Raw genomic sequence first — 22,682 nt, 5'->3', positions numbered from 1 at the left:
GTCAGCCTTTTGTCTATCGGGTCAATTTGTCGCACAGATGCAGCGGTAAGTTTCAAGCTGCAAGCCGCAAGCGCCGTGGCTTTGAGCTTGCAGCTAAACTCTTGAAACTTGTCGCTGGCGTCGTCAGACGCCCAAGTAATCCAGGATCCCTTCGGCCGCATTACGGCCTTCGAAGATCGCCGTTACCACGAGATCAGATCCGCGAACCATATCGCCACCGGCGAAGATTTTCGGGTTGCTGGTCTGGTGCTTGTACTGACCTTGTTCCGGGGCCACCACGCGGCCCTGGCTGTCGGTCTGGATGCTGAACTGCTCGAACCACGACGCCGGGCTCGGACGGAAACCAAATGCGATGACCACGGCGTCGGCCGGGATGATCTCTTCGGAGCCCGGGATCGGCTCGGGGCTGCGACGGCCACGGGCGTCAGGTTCGCCGAGACGGGTCTCGACCACCTTCACGCCTTCGACGCGGTCTTCACCGACGATGGCGATCGGCTGGCGGTTGTAGAGGAATTTCACCCCTTCTTCCTTGGCGTTCTTCACCTCTTTGCGCGAGCCCGGCATGTTCGCTTCGTCACGACGATAAGCGCAGGTCACCGACTTGGCGCCCTGGCGGATCGAAGTACGGTTGCAGTCCATCGCCGTGTCGCCGCCGCCCAGCACCACAACCTTCTTGCCTTTCATGTCGACGAAATCTTCCGGCGACTTTTCAAAGCCCAGGTTGCGGTTGACGTTGGCGATCAGGAAGTCGAGCGCGTCATGCACGCCCGGCAGATCCTCACCGGCAAAGCCGCCCTTCATGTAGGTGTAGGTGCCCATGCCCATGAACACGGCATCGTACTCTTCGAGCAACTGCTCGATCGTCACGTCCTTGCCCACTTCGGTGTTCAGGCGAAACTCGATGCCCATGCCGGTGAAGACTTCGCGACGATTGCTCAGCACGGTCTTTTCCAGCTTGAACTCGGGGATACCGAAGGTCAGCAGACCGCCGATTTCCGGGTTCTTGTCGAACACCACCGGGGTCACACCGCCGCGTACCAGCACGTCGGCACAACCCAAACCTGCCGGGCCCGCACCGATCACCGCAACACGCTTGCCGGTCGGTATAACCTTGGACATGTCCGGGCGCCAGCCCATGGCGAACGCGGTATCGGTGATGTACTTCTCGACCGAACCAATGGTCACCGCGCCGAAGCCGTCGTTGAGGGTGCAGGCACCCTCGCACAGACGATCCTGCGGGCACACCCGGCCGCAGACTTCCGGCAGGGTGTTGGTCTGGTGCGACAGCTCGGCGGCCTGGAGGATGTTGCCCTCGGCCACCAGTTTCAGCCAGTTCGGAATGAAGTTGTGCACCGGGCACTTCCATTCGCAATACGGGTTACCGCAACCCAGGCAGCGGTGGGCCTGATCGGCCGAATGCTGGGGTTTGAAGGGTTCGTAGATCTCCACGAACTCTTTCTTGCGTTGACGCAACAGTTTCTTCTTCGGATCTTTGCGCCCGACATCGATGAATTGGAAGTCGTTGCTGAGACGTTCGGCCATCTTCAAAACCTCGTACACGACAGCTTCAAGCTACAAGCTTCAAGCTGCAAGAAAATCAAATTAATCCGCCACACCGCGCAAGCTTCAAGCTTGGCGCTTGAAGCTTGCGACTTGCCGCTGCGTCGTTTATTGCGGACTCGCACGAGTACTTGAGAGCAGAGATTTCAGACTCGCCGCCTTAGGTTTGACGAGCCAGAAACGACGCAAATAGTCATCGAGGTTTTCAGCGAGGTTACGACCCCACTCGCTGTCGGTTTCCTCGACGTATTCGTTCAGCACGCGTTGCAGGTGGCTGCGATAGGCTTCCATCGCCTCACCGCTGATCCGCTGGATTTCCACCAGTTCGTGGTTGACCCGGTCAACGAAGCTGTTGTCCTGGTCGAGCACGTAGGCGAAACCACCGGTCATGCCTGAGCCGAAGTTGTAGCCGGTCTTGCCCAGGACGCAGACGAAACCACCGGTCATGTACTCGCAGCAGTGATCGCCCGTGCCTTCGACCACGGTGTGAGCACCGGAGTTACGCACGGCAAACCGCTCACCCGCGGTGCCGGCGGCAAACAACTTGCCGCCCGTGGCGCCGTACAGGCAGGTGTTGCCGATGATGGCACTGTCCTGAGTCTTGTAGACGCTGCCCTTCGGCGGAACGATAACCAGCTTGCCGCCAGTCATGCCTTTGCCGACGTAGTCGTTGGCGTCGCCTTCCAGGTACATGTTCAGGCCGCCGGCGTTCCACACGCCGAAGCTCTGACCGGCCGTCCCTTTGAAGCGGAAGGTGATCGGCGCGTTCGCCATGCCTTGGTTGCCGTGTTTGCGGGCGATTTCACCGGAGATCCGCGCGCCGATCGAACGGTCGCAGTTGCAGATATCCAGGGCGAAATCAGCGCCGCTCATGTCGTTGATGGCCGAGGTGGCCATGTCGACCATTTTCTCGGCCAGCAGGCCCTTGTCGAACGGCGGGTTGCGGTCGACCTGGCAGAATTGGGGCTTGTCTGCCGGGATGTGATCGCTGCCGAGCAACGGGGTCAGGTCCAGGTGTTGCTGCTTGGCGGTCTGGCCTTCGAGGATATCCAGCAAATCGGTACGACCGATCAGCTCTTCGAGGGAGCGCACGCCCAGCTTGGCCAGCCACTCGCGGGTTTCTTCGGCGACGTAGGTGAAGAAATTCACCACCATGTCAACGGTCCCGATGTAGTGATCCTTGCGCAGCTTCTCGTTCTGAGTGGCAACGCCGGTGGCGCAGTTGTTCAGGTGGCAGATGCGCAGGTATTTGCAGCCCAACGCGATCATTGGCGCGGTGCCGAAGCCGAAGCTTTCAGCGCCGAGGATCGCGGCCTTGATCACGTCGAGGCCGGTTTTCAGCCCGCCGTCGGTCTGCACCCGGACTTTGCCGCGCAGGTCGTTGCCACGCAGGGTCTGGTGGGTTTCGGCCAGGCCGAGCTCCCACGGAGCACCGGCGTATTTGATCGACGTCAGCGGCGATGCACCGGTGCCGCCGTCGTAGCCGGAGATGGTGATCAAGTCCGCGTAGGCCTTGGCCACACCGGCGGCGATGGTGCCGACGCCCGCTTCTGCAACGAGCTTCACCGAGACCAGGGCCTTCGGGTTGACTTGTTTCAGGTCGAAAATCAACTGCGACAAGTCTTCGATCGAATAGATGTCGTGGTGCGGCGGCGGCGAAATCAGGGTCACGCCCGGCACCGCGTAACGCAGCTTGGCGATCAGACCGTTGACCTTGCCGCCTGGCAGCTGACCCCCTTCACCGGGCTTGGCGCCCTGAGCGACTTTGATCTGCAGCACTTCAGCGTTGACCAGGTATTCCGGGGTTACACCAAAACGGCCAGTCGCGACTTGCTTGATTTTCGAGCTTTTGATGGTGCCGTAACGCGCCGGGTCTTCGCCGCCTTCGCCGGAGTTGGAACGCGCACCGAGGCGGTTCATGGCTTCGGCCAGGGCTTCGTGGGCTTCTGGCGACAATGCGCCCAACGAGATGCCCGCAGAGTCGAAGCGCTTGAGCACCGATTCCAGCGGTTCGATCTCGCTGATGTCCAGCGGCGTGTCCAGGGTCTTCACCTTGAACAGATCGCGGATCATCGACACCGGACGGTTATCCACCAGCGCCGTGTATTCCTTGAACTTGCTGTAGTCGCCCTGCTGCACAGCGGCTTGCAGAGTATTGACCACGTCCGGGTTGTACGCGTGATATTCGCCACCGTGGACGAACTTCAGCAGACCGCCCTGCTGGATCGGCTTGCGCGGGCTCCAGGCTTCGGCCGCCAGGGCTTTCTGCTCGGCTTCGATGTCGACGAAACGCGCACCCTTGATGCGGCTCGGTACGCCACGGAAGCTCAGCTCACAGACTTCTTCAGACAGGCCGATGGCTTCGAACAACTGCGCACCGCGGTACGACGTAATGGTCGAGATACCCATCTTCGACAGGATCTTCAACAGACCTTTGGTGATGCCTTTGCGGTAGTTCTTGAACACCTCATAGAGGTCGCCCAGCACTTCACCGGTACGGATCAGGTCGCCCAGCACTTCGTAGGCCAGGAACGGATAGACCGCCGAGGCGCCGAAACCGATCAACACCGCAAAGTGATGCGGGTCACGAGCGGTGGCGGTTTCCACGAGGATGTTGGAGTCGCAACGCAGGCCTTTCTCGGTCAGGCGGTGGTGCACCGCGCCGGTGGCGAGCGAAGCGTGGATCGGCAACTTGCCCGGGGCAATGTGGCGGTCACTCAGCACGACCTGGGTGCGGCCGGAGCGCACGGCTTCTTCAGCCTGATCGGCGACGTTGCGGATGGCCGCTTCGAGGCCGACGCTTTCGTCGTAGTTGAGGTCGATAATCGCGCGCTCGAAGCCCGGACGATCCAGGTTCATCAGCGAACGCCACTTGGCCGGCGAAATGACCGGCGAGCTTAGGATCACGCGCGAGGCGTGTTCCGGCGACTCCTGGAAGATGTTGCGCTCGGCACCGAGGCAGATCTCCAGCGACATGACGATGGCTTCACGCAACGGGTCGATCGGCGGGTTGGTGACCTGCGCGAACTGCTGGCGGAAATAGTCGTACGGCGTGCGCACGCGCTGGGACAGCACGGCCATTGGCGTATCGTCGCCCATCGAGCCGACAGCTTCGTAGCCCTGCTCGCCGAGCGGACGCAATACCTGGTCGCGCTCTTCGAACGTGACCTGGTACATCTTCATGTATTGCTTGAGCTGGTCGACATCGTAGAAAGCCGAACCGTGGTCGTTGTCTTCCATGGTCGCCTGGATGCGCAGGGCATTCTTGCGCAGCCATTGCTTGTACGGATGACGGGACTTCAAGCGGTTGTCGATGGCATCGGTGTCGAGGATCTGACCGGTTTCGGTGTCCACGGCGAAGATCTGGCCCGGGCCCACACGTCCCTTGGCGATCACGTCTTCAGGCTGGTAGTTCCAGACGCCGATTTCCGAGGCCAGGGTGATGAAACCGTTCTTGGTGGTGACCCAACGCGCCGGACGCAGACCGTTACGGTCGAGCAGGCACACCGCGTAACGACCATCGGTCATTACCACGCCGGCCGGGCCGTCCCAAGGTTCCATGTGCATCGAGTTGTATTCGTAGAACGCCCGCAGATCCGGGTCCATGGTTTCGACGTTCTGCCACGCAGGCGGAATGATCATCCGCACGCCACGGAACAGGTCGATGCCACCAGTGACCATCAGCTCGAGCATGTTGTCCATGCTGGAGGAGTCGGAACCGACACGGTTGACCAGCGGGCCGAGCTCTTCCAGGTCCATCAGATCGTTGGTGAACTTGGTGCGACGGGCCACGGCCCAGTTACGGTTGCCGGTGATGGTGTTGATCTCGCCGTTGTGGGCGAGGAAGCGGAACGGCTGCGCCAACGGCCATTTCGGCAGGGTGTTGGTCGAGAAGCGCTGGTGGAACACACAAATCGAGGTTTGCAGGCGCTGATCGCTGAGGTCTGGATAGAAGGCGGTCAAATCCGCCGGCATCATCAGGCCTTTATAAATGATGGTCTTGTGCGAAAAGCTGCAGATGTAGTGATCGGCATCGGCAGCGTTGGCCACGGACGAGCGACGACGGGAGGTGAACAGCTTGATCGCCATGTCCTGGTCGCTCAGGCCTTCACCGCCGATGTACACCTGTTCGATCTGCGGCAGGCGCTCCAGGGCCAGACGGCCGAGGACGCTGGTATCGATCGGCACTTTGCGCCAGCCGATAAGCTGCAGGCCAGCGGCCAGAATCTCGCGGTTCATGTTCTCGCGAGCGGCTTCGGCTTTGACCGGGTCCTGGTTGAAGAAGACCATGCCCACGGCATATTGCTTGGGCAGTTCGACGCCGAAGGTTTCCTGGGCGATGGCTCGCAGGAACACGTCCGGCTTTTGAATCAGCAGACCGCAACCGTCACCGGTCTTGCCGTCGGCGTTGATCCCACCGCGGTGGGTCATGCAGGTCAGGGCCTCGATGGCCGTTTGCAAAAGGGTATGACTGGGCTCGCCCTGCATATGGGCTATCAGGCCGAAACCGCAGTTATCCTTGAATTCATCTGGTTGGTACAGACCTGCTTTCATAGACACTTTCTCACCAGGCTGCCTCTTTTCGAGGCAAATTTCTTTTCAATTCAACCACTTGCGTTCCGCGCCGAACGTTCGCCGGCTTTAGCGGGGGCAAAAGGGTGGTCATTGTACACAGCGACACAGAGGCTCACAAATTTGACGACGAACTGTCGCAAATCTATGTCGCATTTGTGAAAGGTTTAAAGCGATCTGCTGTGCTAGTCAAAACTTTTTTAATTTTGACCGCAACGACTCAAAGACTACTGTGACGCAGACACCACAAGGCACGCGGTCTGTAGAGGCGGCATGCACTTGTAGAAATTTTGAGGTGCTTGGAGAGGCGGCCTGGGTAAGGCCGCCGAATCTTCAGCGAGTTGTTGCCAGTTCCTGTTGGACGCTGGCGACAGTGCGAGGCCAAGGTTTACCAGCCTGAACCTTCGCTGGCAAGGCCTTGATGGCGGTCAGGGCTGCATCGCGGTTGGCGAAGTTACCGTAGGTGATGACGTAAAGCGGCTTGCCGTTGAGGACTTTCTTGAAGTAACGGTACTCGCCGCCCTGCTCTTTCACGAAGTTTTGCGCGGTCGCTTCGGAGCTGGTGCCGAGGATCTGCACCACATAGTTGCTGGTAGGCTGCCCGGCGTACCAGGTGCCACCAGCGCCTTTCGCAGGAGCGGCGGCTGGCTTCTCGACAGGCTTGGCGGTGGCCACGGCGGCTGGCTTGGCTGGCGCTGGGGCCGGCTTCACGGCTGGCGCAGTCGGGACTGGCTTGGCGGTCGCAACCTGAGTCGGCGCAGGCACCGGTTTGGCGGCAGGCGTCGGCGCAGGGCCAGGCTGGATGCCCGCCGGCGGCGCAGTGGTGGTCACGGTTGGCGGTGTAGCGCTGGAACCTTCGACCGGCACACCGTCGTCGCCTTCGGTGATGCCACCGGCGGCTTCGGCCAGCGGACCGCGCATGACCGGTTGCGAATTGCCGACCAGCGGCAATGGCATCGGCTGCGAATTACCGGCGAATTCGACGGAAGGTGCTCCGCCGCTATTAGGTTGTGGCGTGCCCTGGCCGAGCGGCAGTTGCGCCTGTTCGTTGGCCGGCGCGCCGGTGGTCGGTGCTTTGCTGCGGCCCGGCATCAACCAGGCGGCGGCTACCGCGACCACGACGACGGCGGAAATCGCCAATACGTGTTTCTTCGGCATGTTGAACCCCATACTTGGACGCTTGACCGCTGAGCGGCTGGCAATCATGGCTTCGATCATTGCATCGCGGGCAACCTGGTTGATGTTGCCAGGCCAGCCGTCGGAGCTTTCGTGAATATCAGAGATCTGATCTGCGGTAAAAAGTTCGATACCCCGGCCGGCGCCTTCGAGCCGCTGGTCCAGGTATTCGCGGGTTTCTTCTTCGGTGTAAGGCTGCAACTCGATGACGTGGAAGCGTTCTTCCTCGAGGCTCAGCGCGTCCAGTTGCGCAATCAGCGACGACTCACCGAACAGGAACACATGCGGACGACCTTCCGGCGCACCAGCAGCCAGGGCCAGCAAGGCCTCCAGCGCGGATTCGTCGAGCTGCTCGGCGTCATCGACCAGTAAATAGACTTCCTGCCCGGTCAGCGCCAGCTGCACGACCTGCGACAGAATCGCATTGACCTCCGCCTGGGCAACGTTCAGCGCCTGGGCCACCTGGTGCAGCACGCCGGCCGCATCGCCAGCGCCACGGGCGGAAACCACCACGCTTTGCACCGATTGCTTGTTGGTGCTGGCCACCAGGGCCTGGCGCAACAGGGTCTTGCCGCTGCCCTGCGGGCCGGTGACCACCAGCAGCAACTGGCTATAGCGCGCCAGATGATGCAGCTGCCCCAGCACCGGTTTGCGCTGGGCCGGGAAGAATTTGAAGCCAGGCACCCGTGGAGCAAAAGGGTCATGACTCAACTGGTAATGGCCGAGGAAAGCCTCGTCGGCATGCAAACTAGTCATCGGGATCTTATTAACCTTTAAGCTGAGCCAGGGCGCGGTAATCCGCTCCCAGCGTGGCCTGTAAAACTTCTTTCGGATAATCGTCGGTCACCACCGCTTCGCCCATGTGGCGCAGCAGCACCAGGCGTAAACGACCGTCGATCACTTTCTTGTCAATTGCCATGTGTTCTAGAAAATCGGCTTCAGTCATCTCTTCAGGCGGGATGACCGGCAGGCCGGCACGCTGAAACAGGCGAATGCCGCGATCGCGTTCTTGCTCGCTGATCCAGCCCAATCGCGCGGACATTTCCAAAGCCATTACGGTGCCAGCAGCGACGGCTTCACCATGAAGCCAGACACCATAGCCCATATGGGTTTCGATAGCGTGGCCGAAGGTGTGGCCCAGGTTCAACGTGGCACGAACACCGGTTTCCTTCTCGTCGGCACCGACCACTTCAGCCTTGGCGGCGCAGGAACGCTCGATGGCATACGTCAGGGCGACCTGGTCCAGGGCGCGCAGGCGATCGACGTTTTCTTCGAGCCAGGTCAGGAATGGCTCGTCGCAGATCAGCCCGTACTTGATGACTTCCGCCAGCCCCGCAGAGAGTTCGCGGGCCGGCAGGGTGTTGAGGGTCGCGGTATCGATCAGCACGACGTTCGGCTGATAGAACGCGCCGACCATGTTCTTGCCCAGCGGATGGTTGATCCCGGTTTTGCCGCCCACCGAGGAGTCGACTTGCGACAGCAACGTGGTCGGGACCTGGATGAAATCGACACCGCGCTGATAGCAGGCAGCCGCGAAACCGGCCATGTCACCAATCACACCGCCACCGAGGGCGATCACCGTGGTACGGCGGTCGTGGCGTGCAGTCAGCAGGCCGTCGAAAATCAGTTGCAGGGTTTCCCAGGTCTTGAAGGCTTCGCCGTCGGGCAGCACCACGGAAATCACCGAGAACTGCGCGAGGCTGCGGGTCAGACGTTCGAGATAGAGCGGCGCAACGGTCTCGTTTGAGATGATCGCCACTTGCCGTCCGCGGATGTGCGGTGCCAGCAGTTCCGGCTGATCCAACAAACCTTCGCCAATATGAATCGGGTAGCTGCGCTCGCCTAGATCGACCTTGAGTGTCTGCATGTGTCCCCACAGTGAAGATGGAATCAGGCGTCCTGCCTTGAATTAACGAATGTCCACGGCGTCTGCTGGTGTGACGCCGTTCGGTAGCCATCCGCCACAACCATGAGCAGTCGTGACAGGACGCCGAGGATAGCGCATTTCGCGCCTCGCTTTAACGGGGAGGTAGTTGCTGCAAGCGTTCGAGAATATCGAGCACGACCATTCGCGGCGGCCGCTCATCGGTTTCAACCACCAGGTCAGCGATTTCCCGATACAGCGGGTCGCGGATCGCCAGCAGATCCCGCAGGGTCTTGGCCGGATCAGCGGTGCGCAACAAGGGGCGATTGCGATCGCGGGACGTGCGGCCGACCTGCTGCTCGACAGAGGCATGCAGATAGACCACCCGACCGCCGGCGTGCAACGCCCGACGATTGGCTTCGCGCATCACCGCGCCGCCACCGGTCGCCAACACCACGCCATCGCAGCCGCACAGCTCGGCAATCATCGCCTGCTCGCGGTCACGAAAGCCCGGTTCGCCTTCTTTATCGAAAATCCACGGGATATTGGCGCCCGTGCGCAATTCAATTTCCTTATCGGAATCTTTGAACGGCAGGCGCAGCTCTTTGGCCAGCAACCGGCCGATGGTGCTTTTTCCAGCCCCCATCGGTCCAACAAGAATCAAATTTCGCACAGAATCAATGACTCACAGCAATCGCCTGGTTATTCATGATACGCGGAGTGAGAAATACCAGCAGCTCGGATTTTTTCTCCGAAACCACATCACGCCGGAAAAGGCGGCCAAGATACGGCACATCACCGAGAAATGGCACCTTATCTACAACCTTGCTCTGAGTATTTGAGAAAACCCCACCAATCACGATGGTCTCGCCATCATTGACCAGGACCTTGGCATTGACCTCGTTTTTCTTGATCGGGGGTACATCCTGGACCTTGTTCAGGTAGTCCGGCTCATCCTTGGTCACCTTGACCTCCATGATGATCCGGTTGTCTGGGGTGATCTGCGGCGTGACCTCAAGGGACAGCGACGCTTCCTTGAACGACACCGACGTGGCACCGCTGGAACTGGCTTCCTGATAGGGAATCTCGGTGCCCTTGAGAATTTTCGCGGTCTCCTTGTCGGACGTGACCACCTTGGGTTGTGAGACGATTTCGCCGTTACCGGTCTTCTCCATTGCGGTCAGCTCCAGGTCCAGCAACACGTTATCGGTGATGAAGGCGATGCCGATCCCCGAGGTGTTGCCCGCAGCGCCCAGGTCGACAAACGGCGAGTTGGTGCTGGTGCTGCCCGGAGTACCAATAGTGGTCGACGAGCCATTGCTGACGCCGGATGTGTTCCAGTTGCCCTTGTTCTGCACCGAACCGCCCCAGCGCACGCCGAGGCTTTTGTCGTAGTCGACGTTGGCTTCGACGATTCGAGCCTCGATCATCACCTGACGCACCGGGATATCTAGTTGCGCGACGATGCGACGAAGTTCGTCGAGTCGGTCCTGGGTCTGGTAGGCAATGATGTTGTTGGTCCGTTCATCAACTGTGATCGAACCCCGCTCGTCGATTTTCGCTTCGGCACTGGTCACCGACGTGAACAGCTTGGCGATGTCGGCGGCCTTGGCGTAGTTGACCTGCAGCAATTCGCGACGCAAAGGCGCGAGCTCGGAAATCTGCTTCTGCGATTCCAGTTCCTGACGTTCACGCGCGGCGATTTCATCGGCCGGCGCCACCAGCAGGACGTTACCGATCTTGCGCTTGTCCAGGCCTTTGGTTTTCAGCACCAGGTCCAGCGCCTGGTCCCACGGCACGTTCTGCAAACGCAAGGTGATGCCGCCCTGCACCGTGTCGCTGGCCACCAGATTGAGGTTGGTGAAATCAGCGATCAGTTGCAGCACCGAACGCACATCGATGTCCTGGAAATTCAGCGAGAGTTTTTCACCGGTATAGGCAAAACGTTCGGCGTTGCGCTTTTGCAGGTCGTCGACGGTCATTGGCCGAATGCTGACCGTCAGCTTGTTGTCGGTCTGGTAGGTCGAATAATCGAAGGCTCCACTAGGCTCGATACTGATCGTGGCCCGATCCCCCGTGGCGCTGGCATTGACGAACTGCACCGGGGTGGCGAAATCCTTGACGTCCAGGCGCACGCGCAACGGTTCTGGCAATTGGGTTTTGGCGAATCCCAGGATGATCTTTCCGTCGCGCTCCTGGATGTCCGGGGCGATGGACGGATCCGACAGATCAATCACTACATTGCCTTCACCCTGCGTACCGCGCTGGAAATCCACACCGCGAATGGCTTTGCCCACGGGCGCATAGGCTTTCGTCGGGGCGGGCATTGCAGTCGCGGCGCGAGGCGCGCGGGTAGTCGGCCGAGGCGTTTTGTTATTGGCGCCTTGCCCGACCACCACAATCAGGTTGTTGCCGTCGACACGGGCGCTGTACGGGGTCAACTGGGTCAGATTGATGATTAGCCGCGTCCGGTCCTTGGCTTCCACCACCGTCGCGCTACGGGCATTGCCACCACCCAGCTCACGACTCTTGCTCGAAAGCTGATTGACCACCCCGGGCAGATCCAGCGCGATTCGTGCCGGCGACTCGGTCGTATAACCGTGAGGTTGTGGGGGCGGGCCATCGAAAGACAACTTCAACTCGACACGATCACCCGGCAGCGCAGCAACATCCAGCGCTTTGAGGTTGGCCGCTTGTACCATCGGCGACAGCAACGCTATCCATAGCGAGATACCGAGGGTTGAGAAAATCCTGTTCATTATTCGAGTTCCACTATGAGTGCTCTTTCAAAGGGATGGTTCGTGGCCGTTCCAGCCAGGCGCCTTCGCCGTCGGGAACGATTTCGACCACATCGACTTGCGAGCCGCTGATGGCGACGATCCGTCCATCGTTACGCCCCAGGTAATCGCCGACTTTCAGCCGATGCACCCCGCCTGCCCCGCGCAACAGCGCAAAGGAGCCGGTGGCATTGGAGATCGTGCCGACCATTTCAAACTGCTCGATGTTGAAACCTTCGAGGTATTGCCTGGCCCGGTTGGGGTCGGGTTTGACGTTGCGCGAGCCGCGCTTCTGCCCCGCCAGATCGACCCTGACCTGCCGAGAAAACGGGCTGCGCAGGTTGGCAGCGTTATAGGTGAACGTTGGGTAAGACCGGAATGTCGGCGTTGGTTCAATTTTGCCCGGCGGCCGCAGACGGACTTCATTCATGAAGGCGTCGAGGTCGCCGACGTCATTGCCGTTGCCGCAACCGGCCAGGCCGGCGAGCAACACAACCATCGACACGCAACGAATCGGGTTCATTTCTGCAACCCCTTGTCGTTGTAGCGATAGGTCTTGGCAAGGATGCTCATGCGTAGTTTCGGCCCGCCCTCGGGGTCGGCTGGCGCAAGGTCGAAATCATGCAGCGTAACGATCCGCGGCAACCCGGCCACGCCACTGACGAACGTCGCCAGGTCGTGATAGGCACCCGTCACGGTGATCTGGATCGGCAGTTCGATGTAGAACTGCTGGGCAACCTCCGGCAACAGCTTGATCTCTTCGAACTCCAGCCCGCTACCGAGGCCGGTGCGGGTGATGTCCTCCAGCAGCCCGGGCACCTCGGTATCGCTGGGCAATTGCCGCAGCAACACGCCAAAAGAGTTCTCCATCTCTTTCATCTGCTGGGTATACAGCTCCAGGTTTGCCGCCATGTGCGCCTTGTTCGCGAATTGCTCCTTGAGGGTCGACTCCTCTTCACGCTTGAGTCCGAGGTGATCTTCCTGATCGCTGATGTAAAAGGTGTAGCCGAGGGTCAACACCAGAACCATGAGCAAGACGCCCGCCAGGGCCTTGATCGCTGGCGGCCAGGAACCCATGTTGTTGGTGTCCAGATCGTTGATGTCGATCTTGCGCAGGCTTTCGAACCATTCCGAGGGGCTCATTTGCCAGCCTCCACAACGGCGGGCTGAGTCTGACGGACGGTCAACTGAAAGACGTTGGCCTGATCCAGCTGACCGGCGGTGGTGGCTTTGACTTCCGTGAGACTCGGCGCATCGAACCAGTCGGACGCATCCAGATTGCGCATCAGGTCCGAAACACGATTGTTCGATTCCGCTGCACCGGTAATGGACAGGGTTTTTCCGGCCATTTTCACTTCGGTGAAATACACCCCGTCAGGCAGGGTACGCGCCAACTGGTCGAAAATCCGTCCACTGATCGGACGGTTACCTTGCAGGTCCTGAATGATGCGCATGCGCTCGACGAGCTGCTGGCGACGGGACTTCAGGTCGCTGATCTGCTTGATACGCTCGTCGACCACGGCAATCTGTTTGCCGATGTATTCGTTACGGGCCACTTGTCGGTCAATGGCGCTGCTGATGACCTGGTCCGCGATAAAAATCGCGCCCACCGAGCACACCAATACGCCGACCAGTGCCAGCAAAAAGCGCTTGCGGCGCTCTTCACGCAGCTCTTCGCGCCAGGGTAAAAGATTGATCCGTGCCATCAGTCGAAACTCCTGAGGGCGAGCCCGCAAGCGATCATCAGTGCTGGCGCATCGCTCGCCAGGGCCCCGGCGTTGACCTTACTGCTCAATGCCATGTCGGAGAACGGATTGGCCACCTGGGTTGGCGTGCCCAACCGCTGCTCGATCAGGCGATCAAGCCCCGGGACCGACGCGGTACCGCCAGCCAGCAGGATGTGATCGACCGCGTTGTACTGACCGGATGCGAAGAAGAACTGCAACGACCGGAAAACCTGCTGCACCAGCGCATCGCGAAACGGTTGCAAGACTTCGCTGACGTAGTCATCCGGCAACCCGCCCTGCTTCTTCGCCAGCCCCGCCTGTTCGACGGTCAGGCCATAACGACGCTGGATTTCCTCCGTGAGCTGACGACCACCGAACAATTGTTCCCGGGTGTAGATGATCCGCCCGTTGTACAGCACGCTCAGGGTGGTCATGGTCGCACCGATGTCGACCACCGCCACGGTCAACCCCTCCTGAGAGACCGCCAGTTGCCCCGCCAGCAAGGAGAACGACCGCTCCAGCGCATAGGCCTCGACATCCACCACTCGCGCGGTCAGGCCGGCCAGCGCCAGGGCAGCTTCACGCACCTCCACGTTTTCCTTGCGACAGGCCGCCAGCAGCACATTGACCCGTTCGGGGTTACGCACCGACACGCCCTGGACTTCGAAGTCGATGGCGACTTCATCCAATGGATAGGGGATGTACTGATCGGCCTCGATCTTCAGCTGGTTTTCCATCTCGTCGTCGGAAAGACCTGCGTCCATCTCGATGGTTTTGGTGATGACTGCCGAACCGGCGACGGCCACGGCGACATTCCTGAGGTTGGTTTTGGCCTTGAGCAGCACGCGCGCGAGTGCCTGGCCCACGCCTTCGAGCTCGGCGATATTTTTTTCGACCACTGCGTTGGTAGGCAAGGGCTCGACCGCATAGGCCTCGACCCGATAACGCTCACCCTGGCGACTTAGCTCAAGCAACTTCACCGACGTGGAGCTGATGTCGATGCCCAGAAGCGTATTGGCTTTTTTATTGAAGAGTCCTAGCACTACCAATTCCCTATGACTATCCGTGTCTTACGGACTCTGTAATACCCATTGCGTTCAAACCACCCGTCTTGACAGCAGCGCAAATGACGCCCTCGACGGAAAAATGCTTATAATGCCCAGCGATTTTTTCCGGTTTTTACTGCAAGCGCGGGTCGTTCCCTGTTATCTGAACCCTGTTGCCCAATTCATTCTTTGCCCTGGATATCCCAAAGCCTTGATTCGTCTGCTGAAATTTTTCGGTTGGTCCATCGTCGCCGTTTTCTGCGGACTGCTCCTTGGTCTGAGCGGCGCGTTTCTTTACCTTAGTCCGGGATTGCCATCTGTGGAGGCTCTGCGAAGCATCCAGTTGCAGATTCCATTGCGGGTATACAGCAGCGACAACAAGTTGATCGCAGAATTTGGCGAGATGCGCCGCACACCAATCCGTTTCGCCGACATTCCCCCCAATTTCATCAATGCGTTACTAAGTGCTGAAGACGATAATTTCGCCAACCACTACGGCGTCGATCCCAGCAGCTTGATGCGCGCTGCAACCCAGTTGGTAAAAAGCGGACACATCCAGTCCGGCGGCAGCACCATCACCATGCAGGTGGCGAAGAACTTCTTCCTGACCAGCGAACGCAGCTTCTCGCGCAAAACCACCGAAATCCTCCTGGCCCTGCAGATCGAACGGCAGCTGACCAAGGACGAAATCCTGGAGCTGTACGTCAACAAGATCTACCTGGGTAACCGCGCCTATGGCATCGAAGCCGCCGCGCAGGTTTACTACGGCAAATCGATTCGTGATGTCAGCCTGGCGCAGATGGCGATGATCGCCGGCCTGCCAAAAGCCCCTTCGCGCTTCAACCCGCTGGCCAATCCGGCCCGCAGCAAGGAACGTCGCGACTGGATCCTGGGGCGCATGTACAAGCTCGGCAAAATCACCGAAGCCGACTACACCACTGCGATCAACGAACCGCTGAACGCCAGCTACCACGTGCCGACGCCGGAAGTGAACGCGCCGTACATTGCTGAAATGGCCCGTGCCGAAATGGTCGGCCGCTATGGCAGCGATGCGTACACCGAAGGTTTTCGCGTGACCACGACGGTGCCGAGCAATCTCCAGGAAATGGCCAACACCGCGCTGCACGAAGGCTTGATGACCTACGATCAGCGTCACGGCTATCGCGGTCCCGAGTCGCGCCTGCCGGGCAAGACTCGCGAGGCCTGGGCCACCGAACTGACCAAACAGCGGACCATCAGCAGCCTTGAGCCCGCCATCGTCACTCAGGTCGACAAGACTGGCCTGCAAGTATTGACCCGCACCGGCGAAGAACACGTCGGCTGGGACAGCATGAAATGGGCGCGTCCGTTCCTGAACACCAACAGCATGGGCGCCAATCCGAAGCAGCCCTCGGACGTGGCTCAGGTCGGCGACCTGATTCGCGTGCAGCGCCAACCGGACAATTCGCTGAAGTTCAGCCAGATCCCGCAAGCGCAAGGCGCGCTGGTATCCCTTGATCCGCAGAACGGCGCCATTCGCTCACTGGTCGGTGGTTTCGCCTTTGAGCAGAGCAACTACAACCGCGCCATGCAGGCCAAGCGTCAGCCGGGTTCGAGCTTCAAGCCCTTCGTGTACAGCGCCGCGCTGGATAACGGCTACACCGCCGCCAGCCTGGTGAACGATGCGCCGATCGTGTTCGTCGATGAATACCTGGACAAGGTCTGGCGCCCGAAGAACGACACCAACACCTTCCTCGGCCCGATCCGCCTGCGCGAAGGGCTGTACAAGTCGCGCAACTTGGTGTCGATCCGTCTGGTGCAGGCGCTGGGCATCGATCGCACCATCGACTACATCAGCAAGTTCGGCTTCAACAAGCAGGACCTGCCGCGCAACCTGTCCCTGGCCTTGGGCACCGCAACCCTTACGCCAATGGAAATCGCCACCGGCTGGAGCACCTTCGCCAACGGTGGCTACAAAATCAGCCCGTACATCATCGACAAGATTGAAAGCCGCAATGGCGACACGCTGTTCGTCGCCAACCCGCCGAGCGTTCCTCAGGGCGCCGCAGTGACCAACGGCATCGCCGCACCGACCGACGCCCAGGCATTCACGGTCAATGCGACTCCAGGGGAAGCTCCAGCCGCACCCGGCGCTGCGCCGCAAACGCCTGCCGTGGCCGAACGCATCGTCGACGGTCGCACCACTTACATCCTCAACAGCATGCTTGAGGACGTGATCAAACTCGGCACCGGCCGCCGCGCACTGGCCTTGGGTCGCAGTGACATTGCGGGCAAGACCGGTACCACCAACGAATCCAAGGACGCCTGGTTCTCCGGCTACAACGCCGATTACGTAACCACCGTCTGGACCGGGTTCGATCAGCCTGAAAGCCTGGGCAAGCGCGAGTTCGGTGGCACCGTCGCGCTGCCGATCTGGATGAACTACATGGCGGCCGCGCTCAAGGACAAGCCGCCTCACACTCAACCAGAGCCGGAAGGCATTCTCAGTTTGCGGGTTGACCCCGTCAGCGGCCGTGCGGCCAGCCCAGGCACGCCTGGCGCGTACTTCGAGCTGTTCAAGGCCGAGGACACGCCTCCGTCGGTGAATGAACTGGGTAACGGCAATGCGCCGGGCAGCCCGCTGCCAGCGGACGAAGCAGCGCCAATCGATCTGTTCTGATCGCGTAGCGCAACGCAAAAGCCCCGCCTTCTCAAGAAGAGCGGGGCTTTTTATGGCCTGCAGGTTTTGCTTTGTCCTTGAGGGCCTCTCCGCGGGCAAACCTCGCTCCTACGGACATGGAAAGTTCCCAGCGCTTGCCCCTGTAAGAGCGAGGCTTGCCCGCGAAGAGATCCTTACAGACACCACAAAAACCACAGACAAAAAAAAAAGCCCCGACTCAAATGAGCCGGGGCTTTCGGTTGAAGCGCTACAACGGCTTAGCCGTTGAACACGTCATCCACGCTTTTCAGCGGGTAGTTCTTCGGATACGGCAGGGTCGCTACGCCGGTCTCAATGGCGGCCTTGGCCACGGCATCGGAGATCACGGTGATCAGGCGGGCATCCATTGGCTTCGGAATGATGTACTCACGACCGAATTCCAGCTTGATGCCGCCATAGGCGTCGCACACTTCCTGAGGAACCGGCAGCTTGGCCAGTTCGCGCAGGGCGTTGGCCGCTGCCACTTTCATTTCTTCGTTGATGCGCTTGGCGCGAACGTCCAGGGCACCGCGGAAGATGAACGGGAAGCCCAATACGTTGTTGACCTGGTTCGGGTAGTCCGAACGGCCGGTCGCCATGATCACGTCGTCACGGGTGGCGTGCGCCAGTTCCGGGGCGATTTCCGGATCCGGGTTCGAGCAGGCGAACACGATCGGGTTGGCCGCCATGGACTTCAGGCCTTCAGCACTCAGCAGGTTCGGGCCGGACAGGCCAACGAACACGTCAGCACCGGTCAGGGCGTCAGCCAGGGTGCGCTTGTCGGTCGCGTGGGCGAAGACAGCCTTGTACTGGTTCAGGTCGTCACGGCCGGAGTGGATCACACCGGTACGGTCAACCATGAAGATGTTTTCGATGTTGGCGCCCATGCTCACCAGCAATTTCATGCAGGAGATGGCGGCCGCACCGGCGCCCAGGCAGACGATCTTGGCGTCAGCGAGGGTTTTGCCAGCGATTTCCAGGGCGTTGATCATGCCGGCCGCGGTAACGATTGCGGTGCCGTGCTGGTCATCGTGGAACACTGGAATGTCGCACTGCTCGATCAGAGCGCGCTCGATCTCAAAGCACTCAGGTGCCTTGATGTCTTCCAGGTTGATGCCACCGAAGGTGATGGAGATACGCTTGACGGTGTCGATGAAGGCTTGCGGGCTTTCGGAGTCGACTTCGATGTCGAAAACGTCGATGCCGGCGAAGCGCTTGAACAACACGCCCTTACCTTCCATGACTGGCTTGGAAGCCAATGGGCCGAGGTTACCCAGGCCGAGAATCGCGGTGCCATCGGAAATGACTGCAACCAGGTTGCCTTTGCCGGTGTATTTGTAGGCCAGTTCAGGATCGCGGGCGATTTCGCGTACTGGTTCGGCTACGCCGGGGCTGTAGGCCAGCGACAGGTCGCGGGCGGTAGCGGTGGCCTTGGTGAGCTCGACACTCAGCTTCCCTGGACGAGGATGGGCATGATATTCGAGAGCGGCAGTTTTCAAATCAGACATGTGGGCATTCCGCTTTTACTGTTGGACAGACGGACCGCCGAGGATACGCGTGTCGCAAAGTCCCCACAAGACTGACCGGTCACCCCTGTCAAGCGCCCTGCCCTACGACTTTGGGCCAAGAGCCGCGGAACACAAGGGATAGACTGTTCACAATCGCCATAAAAAATGTCTACAATTTTTTATCGAGGCGCCGCTTGCAGCATCGCCGGATCGGTCAGCGGCAGAAGCCAGCGTGCCTGCCCGGGTTTCAAGCCGCCCCGACGCGATCGATCCACGACCCAGCCACGCGCCTCAATCTGCTTGCCCTTCAGCCGCTCAAGCGATGCAACATCGAACTGCCCGAGCAAATTGGGTGCAACGCGCAATACAACCGCGTCCTGCAACTCAATCCAAACTCCGCCGCGATTGCGCTGAACCTTGCTCACACGACCACTGAGCACGGCGAAACCGGAGGCGTTGATCTGCTCCGCTTTCAGTACAGGGGATTGCCGCCACAGGCCAAGGCCGGCCTGACGGGCACTGCGTTCGGCGGCTTGCTGACAGCTGACCAAATCGACATTCGGCGCGACCGCCACTTGAAAACCAAGGCCCTCGGCGAGCATCTGCGCTTCGAGGTTGGCGCCATTGGCGCCATAGACATGGGCCAGCGTGCGACCGTAATGATCTTTGCTCTCTTTACCGGGACGCAAACCCACGCGCCCGTCGCTGGCCGCCACCAGCGCTTCCAGGCGTTTGTGCGCGACCACGGCGAACGGCTCGTCGGAACGGCCCTGCTTGCCCAGCTCAGGCGTATTCAAGCCGATCATGCGCACACTGCGGCCATCGCTCAGGCGCAAAGTGTCGCCATCCACCACACGCTGCACCGCGACGGGTGTAAGCCCGCTCGGCACCGGGCAGAAGGCCTGGGCGCCGGACAGCCAAATCGCGGACACAAAAAAGGCGCCCGCGAGGGACGCCTTTTTCGTTAGCAAGGTAAAGCCCATGGGGCTTTTCAACCTTACTCTGCAGCAGCAGGAGCTTTCTTGCCGAAAGCGCCGAAACGGTCTGCGAAGCGCTGTACACGACCGCCAGTATCCAGAGTCTTCTGCTTACCGGTGTAGAACGGGTGGCATTCGTTGCAAACGTCGATCGGCAGAGCTTTGCCGAAGGTCGAACGGGTTTCGAACTTGTTGCCACAGCTGCAAGTAACAGCAATGACTGGATAATCTGGATGGATTTCGGCTTTCATGGTGTCTTCCTCGAGCTAGCGTGCCGCCACTCAACACTATTGTTGAATACCGCACGTAATTAGGCCGCGGATTCTACCAGACAATGCCAATCGCGCAAGCTGTCGCTTCTACCGACCGTCTGCTAGGCTCCCTGCCTGATATGTGCCCCTTGTGGGAGCGGGCTTGCTCGCGAATACGGCCTGCCAGCCAGCGATGAGGTGTCTGACCCAACGCATTCGCGAGCAAGCCCACTCCCACAATTAGTATGCGTCCGACTTCTTTTACTGCCCGTTTATCGAGATCCCCGCGTGCCCGACGCCATTTTGCGCCTCGCCCTGCCTTCGCCGCTGCGCCGCCTGTTCGATTACCGTGCCCCGGCCGGGATCCTGCGCGCCCAGTTGCAACCGGGCATGCGCCTGCGGGTGCCGTTTGGCCGGCGGGAGATGATCGGGATTCTGGTGGAGGTCACCGACACCAGCGAAGTCCCGGTGGAAAAGCTCAAACCGGCGCTGGCCCTGCTCGACGCCACCCCGCCGTTACCACCAGCACTGTTCAAGCTGTGCCTGTGGACCTCGCAGTATTACCAGCACAGCCTCGGTGACACCTTGAGCTGGGCGCTTCCGGTGTTGCTGCGCCAAGGCGAATTGGCCGAGGCGCGCCAGGAACGCTTCTGGTCCGCCGCGCCCGGTGCCAGCCTGGATGATCCGCGTATCGCCCGTGCCCCGCGCCAGCGCGAAGCCCTGGCCACGTTGGCCCAGCACCCTCACGGCGTGGCCCATCAGTTGTTGAGCAAACTGATGCTGAGCAAGGACAGCCTGGATCTGCTGCTGGCCAAGGATCTGGTGCAGGTGGAAATCCGCAAGCACGCTCCCGGCGCCCGCCACGAACATTGGCTGGCGCAACCGGAATTGCCGCTCAACCCTGAGCAGCGTGCCGCGTATGAAGCGATTCGCGCCGGGTTCGACAGTTATCATGCGTTCCTGCTGGCCGGCGTTACCGGCAGCGGCAAGACCGAAGTCTATTTGCAGCTGATCCGCGAGACCCTCGAAGCCGGCAAGCAGGCGCTGGTGCTGATCCCGGAGATCAACCTCGGCCCGCAAACCCTGGCGCGCTTCGAGCAGCGTTTCAATGCGCGCATCGCCCTGATTCACTCGGCAGTCAATGATCGGGAGCGCCTCGAGGCCTGGCTCGCGGCCCGGGACGGTGACGCCGACATCATTATCGGCACCCGTTCGGCACTGTTCACGCCGATGAAAAATCCCGGCCTGATCATCATCGACGAAGAGCACGACGGCTCCTATAAACAGCAGGAAGGCCTGCGCTATCACGCCCGCGATCTGGCTTTGGTGCGCGCGCGGCAGGAAAACATCCCGATTGTCCTCGGCTCCGCCACGCCTTCACTGGAAAGCCTGCACAACGCCTACACCGGTCGGTATGGGCTCCTACGCCTGAACGAGCGGGCTGGCGGCGCCAAGCAACCGCGATTCCTGCGTCTCGATGTAAAAAGCCGTCCGCTGGACAGCGGTATTTCCGGGCCGATGCAGCAAGCCATCGGCCAGACGCTGGCGGCTGGTCAGCAAGTCCTTGTGTTTCTCAATCGTCGCGGCTTTGCGCCGACGCTGCTGTGTCATGACTGCGGCTGGATGTCCGAGTGCCAGCGCTGCGATGCGCGGATGACCGTGCACCAGCGCTCCGGCGAATTGCGCTGCCACCATTGCGGCTACGTGGAACGCGTGCCGCGGCATTGCCCGAAGTGCGGCAAGGTCGATTTACGGCCGGTGGGTGCCGGCACCGAACGCGCAGAAGAGCGCCTGGCGATTCTGTTCCCGGACGTCCCGGTACTGCGGGTCGACCGCGACAGTACGTCGCGCAAGGACGCGATGAATCAGTTATTCGCCACCATCCAGAAAGGCCAGCCGTGCATTCTGGTGGGCACGCAAATGCTCGCCAAAGGGCACCACTTTCCACGGGTAACGCTGGTGTCGATTCTCGATGCCGACGGTGGATTGTTCTCTGGCGACTTCCGCGCCAGCGAGCGCATGGCACAGTTGATCGTTCAGGTGGCAGGCCGGGCCGGGCGGGCAGAAGAGCCGGGCAAGGTGATTATCCAGACGCACCTGGCCGATCATCCTCTGCTGGTGCAATTGACCGAACAAGGCTATTTCGCCTTTGCCGAACAGGCCTTGAGCGAACGCCGCTCGGCAGGATTGCCGCCGTTTGCGCATTTGGCGTTGCTGCGGGCCGAAGCGCATAAACCGGGACAGGCCGAAGGTTTTCTCGATGAAGCGTGTAGCGAGGCCGAGCGCTTGCTGGCTGAGCAGAATCTGACCGGTATTGAGCTGCTCGGCCCGGTGCCGGCTCCGATGGAGCGCCGGGCCGGGCGTTATCGTGCGCAGTTGTTGTTGCAAGCCACGGCCCGGGCGCCGTTGCATCGGCTGCTGAGTAGCTGGTTGCTGGCGCTGGAGCAGATGCCGAGCGGGCGGGCGGTGCGTTGGTCGCTGGATGTGGATCCCGTCGATTTGTATTGATTGGTCGATCGCCTTCGCGGGCAAGGCTCGCTCTACAGG

15 protein-coding genes are annotated in these 22,682 nt (G+C 60.5%); 2 read left to right on the top strand and 13 right to left on the bottom strand.

Going from position 1 to position 22,682, the window contains the following annotated elements; translation table 11 throughout:
• Positions 1-123 precede the first annotated feature (123 nt).
• The 10 genes from JIO00_RS02050 to JIO00_RS02005 form a co-directional block, all read right to left on the bottom strand.
• A complete protein-coding gene (locus tag JIO00_RS02050; protein ID WP_010464413.1) occupies positions 124-1,542 on the bottom strand; it encodes an FAD-dependent oxidoreductase in 1,419 nt (472 codons plus the stop codon).
• Between the two features lie 126 nt (positions 1,543-1,668).
• Positions 1,669-6,114: a glutamate synthase large subunit gene (gene gltB, locus JIO00_RS02045; RefSeq protein WP_077747616.1), complete on the bottom strand. Its 4,446-nt coding sequence runs from the start codon at positions 6,112-6,114 to the stop codon at positions 1,669-1,671.
• Positions 6,115-6,465: 351 nt separating this feature from the next.
• Complete coding sequence (locus tag JIO00_RS02040; protein WP_077747615.1) at positions 6,466-8,064, bottom strand: SPOR domain-containing protein; 1,599 nt, start codon at positions 8,062-8,064, stop codon at positions 6,466-6,468.
• A 10-nt stretch (positions 8,065-8,074) separates the two neighbouring features.
• The gene (gene aroB, locus JIO00_RS02035; RefSeq protein ID WP_102593630.1) at positions 8,075-9,175 is read right to left on the bottom strand and encodes a 3-dehydroquinate synthase; all 1,101 of its coding nucleotides are present in this window, start codon (positions 9,173-9,175) and stop codon (positions 8,075-8,077) included.
• A 151-nt stretch (positions 9,176-9,326) separates the two neighbouring features.
• A complete protein-coding gene (gene aroK, locus JIO00_RS02030; protein ID WP_010464421.1) occupies positions 9,327-9,845 on the bottom strand; it encodes a shikimate kinase AroK in 519 nt (172 codons plus the stop codon).
• A 4-nt stretch (positions 9,846-9,849) separates the two neighbouring features.
• Positions 9,850-11,931 (bottom strand): type IV pilus secretin PilQ, encoded by a 2,082-nt coding sequence (gene pilQ, locus JIO00_RS02025; RefSeq protein ID WP_042932443.1) that lies wholly within the window; start codon positions 11,929-11,931, stop codon positions 9,850-9,852.
• Positions 11,932-11,944: 13 nt separating this feature from the next.
• A complete protein-coding gene (locus tag JIO00_RS02020) occupies positions 11,945-12,472 on the bottom strand; it encodes a pilus assembly protein PilP (RefSeq protein WP_010464425.1) in 528 nt (175 codons plus the stop codon).
• On the bottom strand, positions 12,469-13,092 hold the full coding sequence (gene pilO, locus JIO00_RS02015) for a type 4a pilus biogenesis protein PilO (protein WP_010464427.1): 624 nt from the start codon (positions 13,090-13,092) through the stop codon (positions 12,469-12,471). The genes JIO00_RS02020 and pilO overlap by 4 nt, the downstream gene beginning before the upstream one ends.
• Positions 13,089-13,655: a PilN domain-containing protein gene (locus tag JIO00_RS02010; protein ID WP_010464430.1), complete on the bottom strand. Its 567-nt coding sequence runs from the start codon at positions 13,653-13,655 to the stop codon at positions 13,089-13,091. The genes pilO and JIO00_RS02010 overlap by 4 nt, the downstream gene beginning before the upstream one ends.
• Positions 13,655-14,719, bottom strand: coding sequence for a pilus assembly protein PilM (locus JIO00_RS02005; protein ID WP_010464432.1), 1,065 nt, complete (start codon positions 14,717-14,719; stop codon positions 13,655-13,657). Before JIO00_RS02005 ends, JIO00_RS02010 begins: the two co-directional genes overlap by 1 nt.
• Before the next feature lie 217 nt (positions 14,720-14,936).
• Between JIO00_RS02005 and JIO00_RS02000 the strand changes: the two genes are divergently transcribed.
• Positions 14,937-17,381, top strand: coding sequence for a penicillin-binding protein 1A (locus JIO00_RS02000; protein WP_372241895.1), 2,445 nt, complete (start codon positions 14,937-14,939; stop codon positions 17,379-17,381).
• Positions 17,382-17,638: 257 nt separating this feature from the next.
• Here the strand turns inward: JIO00_RS02000 and JIO00_RS01995 are convergent, their stop codons facing one another.
• From JIO00_RS01995 to rpmE, 3 genes are all read right to left on the bottom strand, one after another.
• Entirely contained in the window at positions 17,639-18,907 is a 1,269-nt protein-coding gene (locus JIO00_RS01995; protein WP_010464435.1) for a malic enzyme-like NAD(P)-binding protein, read from the bottom strand.
• 179 nt (positions 18,908-19,086) lie between these two features.
• Complete coding sequence (locus JIO00_RS01990; protein ID WP_083375229.1) at positions 19,087-19,890, bottom strand: thermonuclease family protein; 804 nt, start codon at positions 19,888-19,890, stop codon at positions 19,087-19,089.
• 14 nt (positions 19,891-19,904) lie between these two features.
• The gene (rpmE, locus tag JIO00_RS01985) at positions 19,905-20,135 is read right to left on the bottom strand and encodes a 50S ribosomal protein L31 (RefSeq protein ID WP_010464439.1); all 231 of its coding nucleotides are present in this window, start codon (positions 20,133-20,135) and stop codon (positions 19,905-19,907) included.
• Between the two features lie 288 nt (positions 20,136-20,423).
• Here rpmE and JIO00_RS01980 point away from each other — a divergent pair, with 288 nt between their 5' ends.
• Positions 20,424-22,643, top strand: a complete 2,220-nt coding sequence (locus JIO00_RS01980) for a primosomal protein N' (protein ID WP_010464441.1) — start codon at positions 20,424-20,426, stop codon at positions 22,641-22,643.
• Positions 22,644-22,682: the final 39 nt, after the last annotated feature.

This window comes from Pseudomonas sp. SW-3, assembly GCF_016615645.1.
Classification (GTDB): domain Bacteria; phylum Pseudomonadota; class Gammaproteobacteria; order Pseudomonadales; family Pseudomonadaceae; genus Aquipseudomonas; species Aquipseudomonas mandelii.
The sequence above is the reverse complement of the archived record's forward strand: the minus strand, read 5'-3'. Positions and strand labels throughout refer to the sequence as shown.